The organism is Rhodopirellula halodulae (genome assembly GCF_020966775.1).
Classification (GTDB): Bacteria; Planctomycetota; Planctomycetia; order Pirellulales; family Pirellulaceae; genus Rhodopirellula; species Rhodopirellula halodulae.
Genome location: NZ_JAJKFV010000009.1, coordinates 1 through 15,459, shown reverse-complemented (window position 1 = coordinate 15,459; position 15,459 = coordinate 1). Strand labels below are relative to the sequence as shown.

The 15,459-nt window shown below is 57.3% G+C and carries 13 protein-coding genes; 6 read left to right on the top strand and 7 right to left on the bottom strand.

What is annotated here, in order from left to right; genetic code table 11:
* Positions 1-129 precede the first annotated feature (129 nt).
* The 3 genes from LOC70_RS06495 to LOC70_RS06485 all read left to right on the top strand — a co-directional run bounded on the left by LOC70_RS06495 (position 130) and on the right by LOC70_RS06485 (position 3,728).
* The gene (locus LOC70_RS06495) at positions 130-1,317 is read left to right on the top strand and encodes a hypothetical protein (protein WP_230252663.1); all 1,188 of its coding nucleotides are present in this window, start codon (positions 130-132) and stop codon (positions 1,315-1,317) included.
* Between the two features lie 99 nt (positions 1,318-1,416).
* Positions 1,417-2,712, top strand: coding sequence for an HD-GYP domain-containing protein (locus LOC70_RS06490; RefSeq protein ID WP_230252662.1), 1,296 nt, complete (start codon positions 1,417-1,419; stop codon positions 2,710-2,712).
* On the top strand, positions 2,703-3,728 hold the full coding sequence (locus LOC70_RS06485; RefSeq protein WP_230252661.1) for a hypothetical protein: 1,026 nt from the start codon (positions 2,703-2,705) through the stop codon (positions 3,726-3,728). The genes LOC70_RS06490 and LOC70_RS06485 overlap by 10 nt, the downstream gene beginning before the upstream one ends.
* A gap of 150 nt (positions 3,729-3,878) precedes the next feature.
* Here the strand turns inward: LOC70_RS06485 and LOC70_RS06480 are convergent, their stop codons facing one another.
* Complete coding sequence (locus LOC70_RS06480; protein ID WP_230252660.1) at positions 3,879-4,340, bottom strand: ferritin-like domain-containing protein; 462 nt, start codon at positions 4,338-4,340, stop codon at positions 3,879-3,881.
* Between the two features lie 488 nt (positions 4,341-4,828).
* On the opposite strand from LOC70_RS06480, the gene LOC70_RS06475 reads away from it, so the two are divergent.
* Together LOC70_RS06475 and LOC70_RS06470 are read left to right on the top strand one after the other, a co-directional pair.
* Entirely contained in the window at positions 4,829-5,605 is a 777-nt protein-coding gene (locus LOC70_RS06475; protein WP_230252659.1) for a hypothetical protein, read from the top strand.
* Between the two features lie 71 nt (positions 5,606-5,676).
* A complete protein-coding gene (locus LOC70_RS06470; RefSeq protein WP_230252658.1) occupies positions 5,677-6,702 on the top strand; it encodes a helix-turn-helix transcriptional regulator in 1,026 nt (341 codons plus the stop codon).
* A 117-nt stretch (positions 6,703-6,819) separates the two neighbouring features.
* Here LOC70_RS06470 and LOC70_RS06465 read toward each other — a convergent pair whose 3' ends face one another.
* Together LOC70_RS06465 and LOC70_RS06460 are read right to left on the bottom strand one after the other, a co-directional pair.
* On the bottom strand, positions 6,820-7,677 hold the full coding sequence (locus LOC70_RS06465) for a dihydroorotate dehydrogenase electron transfer subunit (RefSeq protein ID WP_230252657.1): 858 nt from the start codon (positions 7,675-7,677) through the stop codon (positions 6,820-6,822).
* 92 nt (positions 7,678-7,769) lie between these two features.
* A complete protein-coding gene (locus LOC70_RS06460) occupies positions 7,770-8,786 on the bottom strand; it encodes a transglutaminase-like domain-containing protein (RefSeq protein WP_230252655.1) in 1,017 nt (338 codons plus the stop codon).
* A 230-nt stretch (positions 8,787-9,016) separates the two neighbouring features.
* Here LOC70_RS06460 and LOC70_RS06455 point away from each other — a divergent pair, with 230 nt between their 5' ends.
* Positions 9,017-10,876: an arylsulfatase gene (locus tag LOC70_RS06455; protein WP_230252653.1), complete on the top strand. Its 1,860-nt coding sequence runs from the start codon at positions 9,017-9,019 to the stop codon at positions 10,874-10,876.
* A gap of 112 nt (positions 10,877-10,988) precedes the next feature.
* On the opposite strand, the gene LOC70_RS06450 is transcribed toward LOC70_RS06455, so the two are convergent.
* The 4 genes from LOC70_RS06450 to LOC70_RS06435 form a co-directional block, all read right to left on the bottom strand.
* Positions 10,989-11,852, bottom strand: a complete 864-nt coding sequence (locus tag LOC70_RS06450; RefSeq protein ID WP_230252651.1) for a carbon-nitrogen hydrolase family protein — start codon at positions 11,850-11,852, stop codon at positions 10,989-10,991.
* Between the two features lie 47 nt (positions 11,853-11,899).
* Positions 11,900-12,760, bottom strand: a complete 861-nt coding sequence (locus LOC70_RS06445) for a DUF2314 domain-containing protein (RefSeq protein ID WP_230252649.1) — start codon at positions 12,758-12,760, stop codon at positions 11,900-11,902.
* A gap of 283 nt (positions 12,761-13,043) precedes the next feature.
* Positions 13,044-13,898 carry a DUF1206 domain-containing protein gene (locus LOC70_RS06440; protein WP_230252647.1) on the bottom strand — a complete coding sequence of 285 codons (855 nt, stop codon included), beginning with the start codon at positions 13,896-13,898 and terminating at the stop codon, positions 13,044-13,046.
* A gap of 119 nt (positions 13,899-14,017) precedes the next feature.
* A complete protein-coding gene (locus tag LOC70_RS06435; RefSeq protein WP_230252645.1) occupies positions 14,018-15,229 on the bottom strand; it encodes an AI-2E family transporter in 1,212 nt (403 codons plus the stop codon).
* Between the last annotated feature and the right edge of the window lie 230 nt (positions 15,230-15,459).

Here is a 15,459-nt window from a genome sequence, read left to right as displayed (position 1 = left end):
GAGTCCGAGGCAACAAGAATTTCTTTCGCTCAAAATGCGATCCGCACGCGGTCTTCCTACGTCCTACAATGACGGAATACCCAAACAGAAACCTCCGGCCGCCTGCCATTTCGCCCCCAGCCCTGCCTCATGACTCCGGTCCACCCCGGCGATCGATCTTCCGCAACGACGTTGCGGAAACAAGAAGCCATCGAGCAATCGATGTGTTTCGGCCGTTCGATTCGCTGGCCGGTGGCACGCGTGGCGGGCGTCGAGGTTTCTGTTGCCATGTCATTGCCGCTCGGAATTTTCGCGGCGATCGCCATTGGCATCTCCGCTTACTTGGCGGATGCCAACGGAACGACTGACTGGCAAACCCATATTCATTGGATGGGATGGCTGCTGTCGTTTTGGATCGCGGGACTCGCGTTGCAAACCAGCATTGCTATTTGGCAGCAACGCGGCGCGAATATTTTGCGGGGCGCATGCATTGTCACCGTTGCCGGCGTTTGGACGGCCCCCAGCGGACGGCCGCACAGCATCTCCATCGCCGGCGTCTTGATGACATGGTCTTTGTGCATGCTGAGCCTGGGGGTTGGCTCGTTGGCACTGATCGCCATCTCACTACTCTTCGGAGAAGCCACCCCAGAACGATCGCCGTTGGTTTGGCTGGACGACCCTTGGGCCGCTGCCGCATGGTTGTGGTGTTTGCAAGGCTTATGGAACCTGACGCCACTGCCTCAATCGCTCGGACGAGTCGGCTGGTCACTGGTGATCGCACTGTTTGGCGGCGGTCCCCAAAACGATCCGCGAGTTTGCTTGCGAAGCATGCGTGCCTGGGTCATCGCGTCAGCTCTTTTGATTCTCGTTGGCGGAAACTGGATTTTGCACACGACGGGAATCATGGGACAACCGGGCGGCATGGCGTGGCCCGCCGTGGCCGGCGTTGTTGCGCTGTCGCTCTGGCTTTTCACTTCCTCCGGCAACGCGGACCTGACCGCGATCTACGAATCGATTGTCCGTCGAGCCGAGTACACCGAGGTTGGCGAGATCAATCCCATCGGGCGGTTGCGAGGCAAGTTCGGCCCCGCCGCAACGTGGCGCAGGTATCGGACGACTCGTGAGAATCGTCGGCAAGAACAAAGACTTCGCGACGCACTGCAGAAGGAACGGCAAGAAGCCAACGACGCCGCCCGAGTCGACGATATCCTGCAGCGATTGCACCAAGACGGGGTCGAATCGCTGTCTGCCGACGAGCTGGAACTGCTGCAAAGAGTCAGTGACGCACTTAAGAATGAGCGTCGCAGCCTGCAAAGCGAAGAAGGCGAAAACGCCTAATCGTTACATCCCGCTTGAACGCGCGGGGGGCAAGGAACCATGCCGGTCCCAAAATGGCACATTTTCGTTGCGAGTGTGATCGAAGTGGTACGGTTTGGCATGACCGCTTCAACAACTCAGCCGATTTCCGACGTCGACCCGCTGCATGCCAGTGTCATGGCCAGCGTCTGCGTCGCCGAACGCGCGGCAACTGAAGCCGCCAATGTCGAGAGCGATCCCGCCGAGGCGATCCAGCGTGTGAACCGAACCTTGGTTCACGACATCGAGCAACTGTCGATCTCCCTGTCGGACAAGTTCGAAGAGATCAGACTGATCCACGACTTGACCGCCAAGCTGGAATTGGAAAGCAACGCGGAAGAAGTCGTGTTGGACATGCTGCACCAATTGGCAGTGTGCGTCCCATCCAAAACATTCATTGTTGAACTTGCACCGGCAGACACAGACTGCTTGGACGGCGAACCCGATCGCTTGTTGGTCGGCGAAGACCTTTCCACCAGCGAGATTGAATCCACCGTCGCGGCAGCTTGGCGACACGTGGCCAAGACCGACGGCATCGTTCGCGACATCACCATCGTGAACCAGAGCAGCGAACCAAGGCTCGAGAACATCCGAGTCATGATCCTGCCGATTCATCGCGGCGGAACTCACCTCGGCCGAATGATCACGATCCGCTCGACCAGCCAACCTGAATTCACGACCGTCGACATTGATCTCGTGCGTTCCGTGTTGATGATGCTCTCGATGCATTTGGTCAATCAACGCCAATACATCGAAATGCAAAGCATGCTCGAGGGCATGGTCCGATCATTGGCTTCGGCTCTGGATGCAAAAGACGCTTACACCTGCGGACACAGTTCACGCGTGGCCGATTTGGCGGTGGCGTTGTCGCGGCGATTGGGCATGACCGAGCAAGACTCCGACTCGCTACAACTCGCTGGCATCTTGCATGACATCGGCAAAATTGGCGTGGATGACTCGGTGCTGAAAAAGCCCGGTGCACTGACCGACGAAGAGTTCGACCAAATCAAACTTCACCCGGTGCTGGGTTACGAAATCCTGAAAGGGATTCGCCCCTTCCGTCATATCCTGCCGGCGGTTCGTCACCACCATGAATCATGGGACGGCCGCGGGTACCCGGACGGATTGGCGGGCAACAACATCCCTCGCTCAGCACAGATCTTGGCCGTCGCCGATTCGTTTGACGCGATGGTCAGCGACCGCCCTTACCGACGCGGCATGCCTCTTGATAAGGTACGCAAAATCTTTCGCGAAGGGCGCGGCAAACAGTGGGCCGCCGATGTGGTGGACGCGCTGCTCAGCAATGAAGACCTCATGATTCGTTTCGCGGAGAGCTATCAGTCTCAACCGGAAACCGAATCCGCCGCATGTTCCTAATCGCAGTCGACGAAGCTGGCTATGGCCCAAAACTCGGACCGCTGGTGGTGGCTGCAACTCGCTGGGACGGCCCAGTCGACTCCGAGGAATGGTCAGACGACACAGCCAACCGATTCGACCTTCTGAAGACGCCCGTTCGAATCGATGGGCAACGAATTGTCATCGACGATTCCAAGAAAGTCTTCCAAAGCCGAACGCATCGACGCGGTGACTCATCGCCCCTTGGCAATTTGCACCGAGCACTCTCGTTTGCACACCATGCGATGCAGCGTCCCGAGTCGACGTGGCAACAACGATTGCCAACCCTGATCCCGGACGACATCGAGCAACTCAGTGCCATCCCATGGCTGAGCGGCATGCGCCAGGCGACGAACTGGCCCACCGACTTGCCAACCAAGTGGCTTTCGCGTGAGACCGTCGAACCAGCATTCCAAGCTTGGCAAGTTCCGGACTGGTCCTTGCACGAAGCTCGCGCGAGACTGGTGACAGCAAAAGCCTTCAACGCCTTTTGCGAACCTTGTCCCGCCACCGGACGCACCGCCAACAAAAGCGACCTGCTCGGTGAAACCAGTTTGAACTTGGTCGCTTCCATGCTTCGCGATCCGGCGCTGAAGCAACATCGCCATGGACAAGTCTTCTTCGACCGGCACGGCGGGCGACGCTACTACGCTGGTGTTCTCTCCGCGACGTTTCCGGACGCCAACATTCGCGTCGTGCAAGAAACCAATCGGTGCAGCAGCTACGACGTGCGACTTGATGACCAAACCCTGCGAATGCACTTCACGGTCAAAGGTGATTCGTTTGCTCCCGTCGCACTCAGCTCGCTGCACGCCAAGTGCCTTCGCGAAATCGCGATGACGTTCTTCAACGACTACTTTCAGAGGCACTGGTCGGGCGACATCCCATTCCAACCGACCGCTGGCTACCCCGTCGATGCCGACCGATTTCTTGTCGCGGCCGAACACACCTGCCGCCAACAATCCATCTCACCCTCCGACCTCGTCCGCACCCGCTGACCACAAACCACTCCCACGCGCCCCCCCGGCAAGTGGCGATAGCCATTCTCTGCCCAACAGGGTCCACCAACCGCCGGCGCAAAACAAAAGGCAGCCCCACAGGACTGCCTCCAAACTCCGTCGAAACGGACAACCTTTCTCTTCGGACGCTCAGCCCGACTTGCGGACAGGTTCGCCGCTCATCGACGCGTGCGAAGCGGGCGTGTCGCGGAGCAACTTCGTGTACTCATCCACGCCTTCCTGTTCTTCTTTCAGGATGTCTTCCAAGAAGACGACCAAGCTGCGCGTGGGCTCGGCCAACTCGATCGCTTTGGTGTACATCTCGACCGCCTTCGCCTCGAAGTCGCGGCTGAACTCGAGCACTTCGACGAGATTCTTGCTTTGTTTGATCTCGTTGCGAGTCGCAACGGGCACGCCGCCCAACGCGACGATTTTCTCGCCGACCAATTGAGCGTGACCGAAGGACTCCTTCGCGTCGCCCAAGAACTTGTCGGCGTAAACTTCACGCCACACACCTTCGATGATGAAGGACGCTTGGGAGTACTGAGCCACGCCGGTCCACTCGTGCTTCAGGATCTCGTTCAACTGATTGATCAATGCTTCGCTAGCCATTGCATTTCCTTGTTGCGGTCACGGATGAGTTTGGGTTGGCGGAGCAATTTTCCTCCGCTTTCACAATCCAAGCTTTGCAGAATTCTCCTGCAACGCAAACCCCGACCGACGCCCCGAAAGGCGGACTTCAACGATGTTTTCGCGGCGTTGATATCGACTCTCAGCATTAGTAGTTGAGCCCACCCAAGACCCGCTTCAGCAGCGATCATCCGACGCCCGAGACTCACACTCTTCAAGAAAACTTTTCCAATCTTTTTCCCTTGCCCACCGAAGTGGACACTTTCAATTCAGGCATTTCTCACCTGCTAAAAAAACGTGCAGGCCGGCGACACCCCGCCGCGAATGGGCGTGCACAAAAAACAAGCAAGGCCACACAACTGACGTAAGTCCTATTGCTAGCAAAGGTTCCGAAGACGCATTTGATCACCTTGGAGGATGGCACCACGTCCCAAACGACCCGTGCACCGCCAACCCCGATCGCCCACGACATGACGTCATCGCCTTCGCAACGAGACTCTTCTCAAACTTCCCGACAAGCCTCCTTGGAAATCGCAAGCGATTCCGGCAGCTCGGACAACGAAGCGAGCGACAACAACGCGGCGATCTACGCGAGCGATCTGCCTTCGAAAAAGTCCGCGGGACGACCCAGCAGCACTCAAAAGAAACGTGGCGTTGTGCCTGAAGCCGACTCCACCGCCAGCGACATTGTTCTGTCGCCCTACGACCCGGAGATGCCCTACGAAGAACGCGCGGAGATGGCCTTGAAACTGGCCGCTGAAGTGTTCGCACAAACCGGCAGTTGGGTCGTCTTCTATCGCGAAATCATGGGCTGCGATGGAGTGGTCTGGAAACTGTTCCCCGAAGCCGCCCAGCGCCGACACTTCGAGGCCTCGCCGGAGTTCGCCGAACTGCTCGAAATCATGACCTCGATCCGCAGCCAAGATCGTTCCAAAACCAGCTTGCACGAACCCGAGCGAATGATCACCGTGCGACTGCCTCGCACCATGCACGCCACCTGCGTTGCCGAAGCATCGGAATTGGGACTCAGTATTAACAACTACTGCCTGACCAAATTGCTGCAGCCGATCAACAAACGATTCACTCCCATCGAATCGGGGCCTCGCCGCGGTCGCCGCCCCGGACCACAAATCCAAGTCGAAAAGACAAAGGACGGCGAAATCTCGATGCAGCGAATTCGTGTACCGGCCAAATCCAGCAAAGACTCCTCCGCCCCCAAGACCAAACGCCCGCGAACCCAAAAGTAGTTCGAACTGTCACGACGACCAAGCCTCCCGCACCATCGCTTCCGCTCACCTGACGCCCAGGCTCTTCATACGTGGCACGCAACGAACAACTGATTCGCCAACACAAGCTTCTGCAACTGCTGGAAGATTCTCGCTTCGGCCGAACCCTGGACGAACTTCGCGGGGATCTGATTCTCGATCTGGGGCTGTCCACCTTGCATACCCGCACGGTGCGACGAGACCTGGAAGCACTGCAGGGCGCCGGCTATGACATCCAAAACGAAGTCCTGGACCGTGGTCGCATCTATCGCCTGGGCCGCAACCACACTGCGGTTCACGAGATCGCATTCTCAGCCACCGAGCTGATCGCGCTGTCGATTGGCCGTGAACTGCTTTACCCGCTGATGGGCACCCAGTACTGGCAAGGCATCGAGACGTTCTGGAACAAGGTCCAAGAAGCAATCCCCGAAGGCGTCTACGAGCACTACCAACGCTATCGCAAAGTCCTGTACGTCTCTGGCACCCCCAGCAAGACCTACGAAGCCCAATCGGGAATGCTGAAGACCATCAACCGCGCGATCCTGGAACATCGCGTCGTCGAAATCAAATACAAACCGGTCGGCCGAGAAGCATCGCTTCGACAAATTGAACCGTATGGTTTGGCGGTTCACCAAAACAGCATCTACGTCGTCGCCGCGGCACCGGAAGTCACCGACGAATCCGAACGTTTGCGCAATTGGAAACTGGATCGCTTCACGCAAGCCACCGTGACGGACGACTACTTCAAACCCGATCCAAAGATCAACCTGAACGAGTTCCTCGGAAAGAGCATCGGCATCTTTTCAGGAGACAGCAGCACGCAAGTCAAGATCCGGCTGGGCAACCGATCGGCCTCGTACCTTCGTGAAGATCCCTGGCACCCCGAACAAACGCTGGAACCTGAATCAACCGCCGACTCATCCAGCGATTTCATCCTGACGGTGCCCGCCTCGCATCCTCGCGAATTGCTTCCGAAGGTATTGGCGCTCGGAAGTGACGCGGAAGTCTTGGAACCCGCCGAATACCGCGAAGCCGTCGCGGATGTGGTCAAGAAACTGTCGCAAGCATACGACGAGTAGACGTTCGCCTCAGCGATTCCCTAACCGATCACCGTACCGCCAATGCCGGACGGGCCAGCTTGCGGCCATACCAGCCGGGAACCTCCCCCAACCCGCGCGTCTTCACCGCGCTCGGTCTCAATCCCAAACGATCTTGCACGCGTCGAAGATCGGGCCTTCCACACACGTGCGTTTGTAATCCCATTCGCCATCGTCTTGCTTGACTTTCGCGACGCAGGAAAAACAAATCCCGATCCCGCATGCCATCGGGGTTTCCATCGAGACTTGGCAATCCACTCCGAGTTCCTGGCAAACCTCGGCTGACTTTTCCATCATGATTTCGGGACCACACGTGATCACTCGAACGGTCTCATCCGGCGACGTGGCTCGCACTTCCTTCAACCGATCGGACAGAACGTCGGGCACGCGAGCCGCTCGGCCTTCGGAACCATCGTCCGTGCAAGTCGTCACCTGAAAACCCGAAGCACGAAAATCGTCGACACCCGCCAGCAACGACGCGCGGCGTGCCCCGTAGATCAGCTCGACATTCTTTGCCCAACCCTTCTGCATCGCATCACGCCCGGCGGCCAACATCGGCGTTTGACCGATCCCGCCAACGGCCATGATCAAACGATCGCACGAACGATCATCAAACCCGTTCCCCAATGGCCCCCAAACGGTGACCATCGTTCCCACGGGTGCTTCCGACAAAGGAAGCGTCAACGCACCTTTGCGCAGATAGACCAAATCGATCGATTCGGGCTGACCATCCGCCCCCGCGTGCACATCGTAAATCGCGAAAGCGCGGCCGATCAAAGGAGCGTTCACGCCGGTCATCCGAATCATCACGAATTGCCCCGGACGAAACGTCCGAGCAATCTCCGGCGCGGCCACACGCAACAAATGAGTGTTCTCGGCGATGGCCTCATTGCGAATCAACGGAGCGTCGACTCGAACCATCGCGTCGGCGTAATAAGCGGCGTGCAGATTGGACATGTGCTCACGGGGTCAAAACTCGAAACCAACTCTTCGGTCCGAGAAGTGTACCGGCACGCCGGGAATCGCTCCAGCCAACCACGCCCGCGACGTCACACGGGCTTTCGCACGAACTCAACGCGAGGCGCCTTGGATCCTTGTCGGTCGCATCGAAAGAACTCCGCGACGTAACGCACCGGTGTCCGCTGTTCCGGCACGCGGAACCGGTCGCCCTTTTGCAGCACGGGCCGAGATTCCAACATCCCTCCGAACTGCTCGGTCCCCGCCGCTTGGCACGGGTACCATTGCCCCGCCAATTCACCGCGAGCCGCCGTCGCCTCGCGAGGTTCCAAATAGAACTCGGGATAGCAGTGCCCCGGAATCCATACCATGCGAGCTGGGATCCCCGCGTTCCGACACAACGCGACAAACAAACTGGTCATGTCTTCGCAGTCGCCAACGCCCGTCTTCAATGCGTCCGAAGCTTCGCGAATCGGCCCTTCTTGGTATCTCACTTTTTCGCGAACCACATCGTAAAGATGCCGAACCTTTTCCCAAGCGTTCTCCGGTGCATCGTTTGCCAACTCGCGAGACAGATTTCGAATGGATGGGTGCGACGCATCGATCATGGGACTGTTGCCCATGTAAGCTCGCATCTCCCGAGGCATCCGAGCTGGGATGACCAAGTCACTCGTGTCCTCGGGTGCGACGATCGGCTGCCGCACAACCTCCATTTCAAACTCGACTCGCACGGACCCGCCGCTGGTCAGTCGAGGGATCGTGCAAACAACTTGCTTGGCTCCTGGCAAGTCACGAACCGCAACGTTGCCAACCCGGCCCTCGACCAATCGGTTGGTCACCGCGACGGTTTGCTCGGGCCAATCCATGAATACGGGGAAGGTCGCAATCCCCGATGTGAATGTCACCGGGGTATCGATGTTCACACCCACCTGCCAACGAGTCGCTTGAGGCTTGGTCAGATCCATCGGAGCCGCTGGCGGAGCAACCGCTTCTTCCGCGTCCTGCCCAAACAAGAACGACTCGGTGGCGGAGACGCACCCCAGTGCAAACGCTCCGGTGAGAGCACGCAAACAAGATCGACGCTGCATTGATTTTTCAGTTCGTTTCATGCCACCATTTTACCTCGGCGACTTCGGCACCCAAACAAATTCGCGACGACTCACCCGAGCAATCTTTCAGGCCGCTTTTTGTGGGCGCATGAACAGCAATACCAATACAAACCGCTCACCCAACACGCCCCGTTTTCAAGTAGCATGACTGCGTGATTGCCGCCAAGTGCTTGCCCCCATTCGACGGCATCTCCTTCCCACCTACCTTCACTTCCCACCCCATCCGCACGATGCCCCACCACCAACTACGCAGTCTCGTTGGCTGCCTTCTCGCCCATGCATTGCTTCTAAATTCACATGCAATCGCGGCTGATTCGCCTTTCGCGAAATCGCCCAACGTGATTGTGGTCATGACGGATGACCAAGGCTACGGCGACTTTTCGTTCAATCACAACCCGTTCATTCGAACGCCTCACCTCGATCGTCTCGCATCAGAAAGCGTCCAGCTCACTGATTTTCATGTGGCTCCGATGTGCACCCCCACGCGCGGCCAGTTGATGTCGGGCCTGGACGCCTTTCGCAATGCCGCGATCAACGTCAGCAGTGGTCGGACACTGCTGCGTCATGATTTGAAGACGATGGCGGACGTCTTCCAAGAGTCCGGCTATCGGACTGGGCTCTTCGGCAAATGGCACCTCGGTGACAACTATCCCTTCCGTCCGGAAGACCGCGGGTTCGAAGAGGCTCTTTGGTTCCCGTCGTCACACATCAACAGCGTTCCCGATCACTGGGACAACGACTACTTCGACGACACCTACATTCACAACGGCCAACGTCAAACCTACTCGGGCTACTGCACCGACGTGTTCTTCGACGAGGCAATCCGCTGGGCAAAGAACGACACCCAACCTTTCTTCGCCTACATCGCGCTGAACTCAGCCCACTGGCCGTGGTTCGTCCCTGACCGCTATCGCGACCGCGTTCGCGAAATGATCGGCGATGACGAAACACTTCGTCACACCATGGAAACCAAACCAGCCCAATACGAAGACCTGATCAGTTTCTTGGCGATGGGGATCAACATCGATGACAACGTCGGCAAGTTGACGCATTTCCTCGACCAGTCGGGCCTGGCCGACAACACGATCGTCGTCTTTCTGACCGACAATGGCAGCACTTTTGGGTTGCACTATTTCAACGCGGGCATGAGGGGCAAGAAGACCCAATTGTGGGAAGGCGGGCACCGGGTGCCTTGTCTGATTCGCTGGCCGAACAAGATCCAACCCGCCGAGATCGACGACCTCACCCATGTTCAAGATCTCCTGCCCACACTGGCTGATCTTTCCGGTTGCCGAGACAACCTTCCGGAAGCACTTGATGGAACCAGTCTGGCCGATCGGATCACGGGCAAAGTCGACTCGATTGAAGACCGGATGTTGGTCATCAACTACAGCCGCATGCCTCAATTCAAAGTCACTTACACCAAAGGCAACCCCGCCATTCCGAGAAAACATGGCGCCGCCGTGCTATGGAAAAAATGGCGCCTGCTCGAGAATCGGCGTCTTTACCATGTTGGCAGAGACCTCCACCAGGACCACAACGTCGCCGCCGATCACCCCGAGGTCGTCAGCAAGATGCGGACTCACCTGGACCAGTGGTGGGATGGCGTGAAAGACGATGTGATGAAACCGGAACGGGTGGTGATCGGTCACGAAAACGAAAATCCAAGCCTGTTGACCGCGTGCGAATGGCTGGACATCTTCGTCGACCAACAAGTCCAGATCCGTCGCGGGGTTCGCAAGAACGGTGTTTGGCATTTGATCGTCGATCAACCCGGGACCTATCAATTCGAACTGCGACGTTGGCCCAAAGAGTCAGGTTTAAAACTTGACCAAGCCATCCCGTTGAAGCAGGTCACGGACGGAACCTTTCCCGCCGGGGAAGGACTTCCGATTCAGTCCGGACGCCTGCGAATCGGCGACTTTGATCAAACCAGCCCCGTGGATTCATCGGGCCAATCGATCACGTTCCGCACGCAGCTTAGCGCCGGACCGATCGAGATGCAGACCTGGATGCTCGATCAAGACGGCAACTCCATCTGCGGCGCCTACTACGTCGACGTTCACCGTCTTCCAAACACAAACCCCTGAACAGGGATCATCAGGACGACGCAAAAAGCATTTAATTCGTGACGGCGATGCGTGCTCGCACGCCTGTTGATATTCGACAGTCGCCTTTCGTGCGATTGGCTCGCCGCCATCGCTAGTTTTGATCGACCACATCACCGACGGCGTTCCCGACCGCGACATCGAAAACGCTGATTTCTCGATCGCGGTCGGTACCTTGGCATAGGACTTCACCGTCGGCGCTTACGCAATAACTTTGACCGCCGTAAATCATGCCTTGCCACGGCCCACCGCTGATGGCTCCGACCAGATTGGTTCCGACGATGGTGCAACCGATCCGCTTCGTCGCTCGTGAAATGGTTGCCTTCAACGACTCCCCGTGCTTTGGCCAGTCTTCGGCTCGCGCGGCCCAGCCATAGGGCACGACGAGCAAATCGGGACGCTGCGTTTGCATTCGCTCGACGACCGAATCATCAAAGGTATCCGCACAGATCAACACCCCCATTCGTCCGAACCGAGTCTCCACGGTCTCGACGTCGGTGCCAGCTTGATAGGGTGGCTGCATCAAATGTGTCAGCACGTTGATCTTGCGATGCTTCAACAGGATGGTGCCATCGGAATCGATCAACACCGCGGAATCATAGAGCGATTCTCCGTCCTTTTCCGCCAACCCGACGGACAACATCACCTGGTGACGTTTCGCAATCGCGGCCAGCGCGTCGGAGTCGCGTCCAGGAATCGTATCCGCCAACTCATGGGCGCTCGGATTGACCCAACCGTACAGCGCGGTTTCGGGGAAACAAACCAGATCGGCCTCCCGCGAGGCTGCCTCTTGCACCGCGTTTTCAATTCGACGCAAGTTCCCATCGCGATCGCTGTCGATACAAACGATCTGAGCCATCGCGACTCTTACGGGAGTGCGTTTTGAATCCGCGTGTGCGGCGGTGTAGCAAGGCAATCCGAGCAACAGAACGGCAAACAGTCGAACGCAGTGATTCATGCCAAATCGATGAACGGAGGAAATTCGGGTGATGAACCCAATATAACTCAATCGGTCATCGCATTTTGCAGTCGAGCCATCACGCGTTTCCATCCCAGACATTTTGCCAACGCGTAGGGCGTCATCCCGTTGGACGCCTTTCGATTGGGATCCGCTCCGTGTTTCAAACAGACATCGACGCCATCCAACGATCCCGCCAAAGACAACTGATGCAAGAACGTGTATCCGTTGTCATCCAACTCGTGGACCATGTCTGGATTTTCCGACAGGGTTTCCTCCAGTGACTCACGTATGTTGACCGACATCGGATGCTCCGTTGCCGCCACCTTGTCGTAATCCTGCGGCGACACTTCCGGATGACTGAATCGTGAAAACAGCCCCTTTTTCGCGGGCGGTTCATCGCCGATGTAGTCCGGAGGCACCAAATTCACGATGCCGACCTCGCCGAAGTCAAATCCCCATGCCTGGTCGTGTTGCTTGCGTTCCGACTTGCCCATCCGTGACCGCATCAGGTCCACGGTGAAACCACCATAAACATTGTCACCGATCACATACATCCAATCGCAAAGCTGCTTGCCAGCGACGGTCACACGATCGCCCTCGTCGATGGATTGCAACGACTGAGGCGAATTGATCAGCGTCCCCTGCAAACGCCGACCATCGAAATCGACATCCACCAACCACATGTGCTCCGCTTCCAAAGCATCGGGATCCGTCGATTGCATTTCAGGCGGATCACGAAACGTCGCCTTGATCGCCGCCAGCGACAAACCCGGAATAATTCGCCGCCGCTCCCACGACATCTCTCGCCAGAAGTAGCGAAACGTTTTGCGGGCTTTGGCTCCGGCGGCTTCCATTTCGGAATCGTTACCGGGCACTTGGAACACTGGGGATGCTTCGGCTGACATTGAACTCCACCCATGCGAATCGAATGAAACGGAAACGACGGTTGCGGACGCATCACGCTGAAGTTCAACGGACGCTCACAACGTCGTGCGAGCCAATTTCAATTCGATTGGCGGAGCAATTCCCGATCGCCCCGCTGGACACGCGATCGACTCGATTTGCTCGCAACGCCTTAACGTAACGCAATCCAATGGCCTGTTGTGCAACAATGCGACCTGAAACAACAGAAAAAGCCGCCAAGGCGAGACGACACGCCCCTAAACGAACCGATCAGCCAGCGACGACTCAGCTCGCCACGTTGAAACGGCGATAGCAGCCTAAAAGTGCCATGTGCACCGCGTACGCCATCAATCCAAACCCGACCACGCCCAGCAAAATCCGCCCATAAGTCTGGCTGGCGATCGCGGAAAGCGCATCTCCCATTCCTGCGATCTCCCCGCCTCCGGTTCCTTGCCACGCCGATTGAGCCAGAAAGTACCCGATGATGGCGAACGCAATTCCGCGAGTGATCAACCCAATTCGCCCCGCATGCAAAGCGGCTTGGCGGAAGGTGTTGCTCATTTCAGCCAGGTGATACTTCGACATGAACTTCGCTTGATAGCCTTTGATCATGAAGTAAATTCCCACACCGATCGTGATTGCCCCAGCGATGCCCAACACCACTCGGCCCGCCGTACTGTCCAACAAGAAAGACGCTTGCGAATTACCACCCGATGATGAACCGCCAAGTCCCAACGCGAGCGAACCCGCGTAGCCGCCAAGCAACAGATACGTCAATCCACTGATCGCGTATCCAGTCCGTTTCACCAAACCTTTCGTGTCTGTCCCCGCGCCCTCGGTGTCTTTGGCGGCCTGCACCCAACGCCAAGCCGTGTAGCCCAACAATCCGATGGCAACCAGACCCAACATGGCTTTTCCGTAGGGCTGCTGTCCAATTTCTTGGATTGCATTGCGGGCTCCACCAACCTCGCCTCCCGCACCAATCGTCACACGAAAGGCGAGAAAGCCGACGATGAAATAAACCACGCCTTTGGCGATGTGCCCCGCTCTTCCCAGCGTTTCTACCCAGGAAGGCACCTTGGGCAAACGAGCTTCTTGAAAACCATGCCAAGAGAATCGTGACGCGGAGGTCGTGGACATCGGAGGGATCCTACGTGCGAGAGTTGATGAAGTCTGTCGGAACGAGGTGATCGAACCAACTTGATTTTCATCGCTACTCTCGCAAACACCGTACCAGCCACCCGACGGCTGACGCGAATTCAGCCGTTGGCCTGCGCCATCTCGGCGATGGGCTGATCTTCTTTGACTGGTTCGCAATCTGAATGAGATGGATCGCACGCCGATTCGCCCAACACCACCGCGAGTGGGAAAGTCGATTCAAACGCGGCAAAGATCTGACGCATCATGATCAACATTGGAACCGCCAGCAGAACACCGGGCAGTCCCCACATCACTCCCCAAAATGCGACGGCAACCAAGACGATGATGGGGCCGACCTTCAACGTGTGGCCGACCACCGCCGGTGTGACAAACTGCCCTTCGACCGCGGTCACCAACCAAAACGCAATCGCGGTCAAAACGGCTCGGCTTGTCGAATCAAACGCACTGCCCGCCGCCAGGAAAACCAATCCGGTGGCCCCCAGTGGCCCAACATACGGGATGAAGTTGAAGAGTCCCGCCAAGACGCCCCACAGGATCGGAGTCGGCATCCCGACACCCCACATCACAAGCGTCACCGCGACCGCCAATCCGAAATTGATCAGACTGATTTGAGCTAGATAGCGACCGACGTTGTCCTGGATATCGCCAATCGTTTTCACCACCTCGCGGCGTCGCGACTCATCAGGCAACACATTCAAAATGCGATTGAGCAGGTCGTCCCCGCTGGCCAACATAAAGAACGTCAGCACCGCCACCGCCAAGATGAAGGCGAGAACATTCCCGGTCGTGTTGATCAAATACGACGAATCAATCAACTCCGGTTGATCGACTTCGATTTCTACTTTCTGCTCCACACCGATTTCTCGGCCGGTTTCTCGAACGGACTCTTCGGCCTCGTCCAATTCGTCCAGTCTCTGAGTCAACGAATCAAAGTTCCCACGAAACCGTTGCAGCGTTTCGGGGGCTCGCTGCATCCAAGACTGAACGGGCGAATACAACACGGTCGCGATCAAAGCAACGGACAAAAACGCGACCAAGATCACGGACATGCTCGCCAACGTTTTCGGCACCCCAAAATGACAAAGCTTTGCCACCGCGGGACGCAGTGACAGGTAAGCGAGCAAGGCGATCGTCAAAGGAACAAACAACGACGCGCCGAGATACAACAGTCCGCAAACCATGCAAATCGCGATCACAATCAACCATGGATCACTTCCGCGCGGTGACGGTTCCGGCGGCAGACGGTCCAGACGCAACCGTTTCCCGTCCAATAGCTTTCGCTCCGACGGTTGCTGAATGGACTCGATCATGGAACTCGATACATGGTTGAGTCTCGCCGATAAAGCTGAATTGAAGCGAATTGCTTTCCGCAGACGAGAATCAGGTTGTGTTTACAAAGCAGATGCCGATCTGGCACGCAAACGATGTTCCACAACGATCGAGTAGGGTGAGCCAGCGGAGCGACCGCTGACTCAGCCCTCTCACAGAACCGTACGTACGGGTCCGTATACGGCTCCTGTCTTACCTGCCTAAGTTGCCT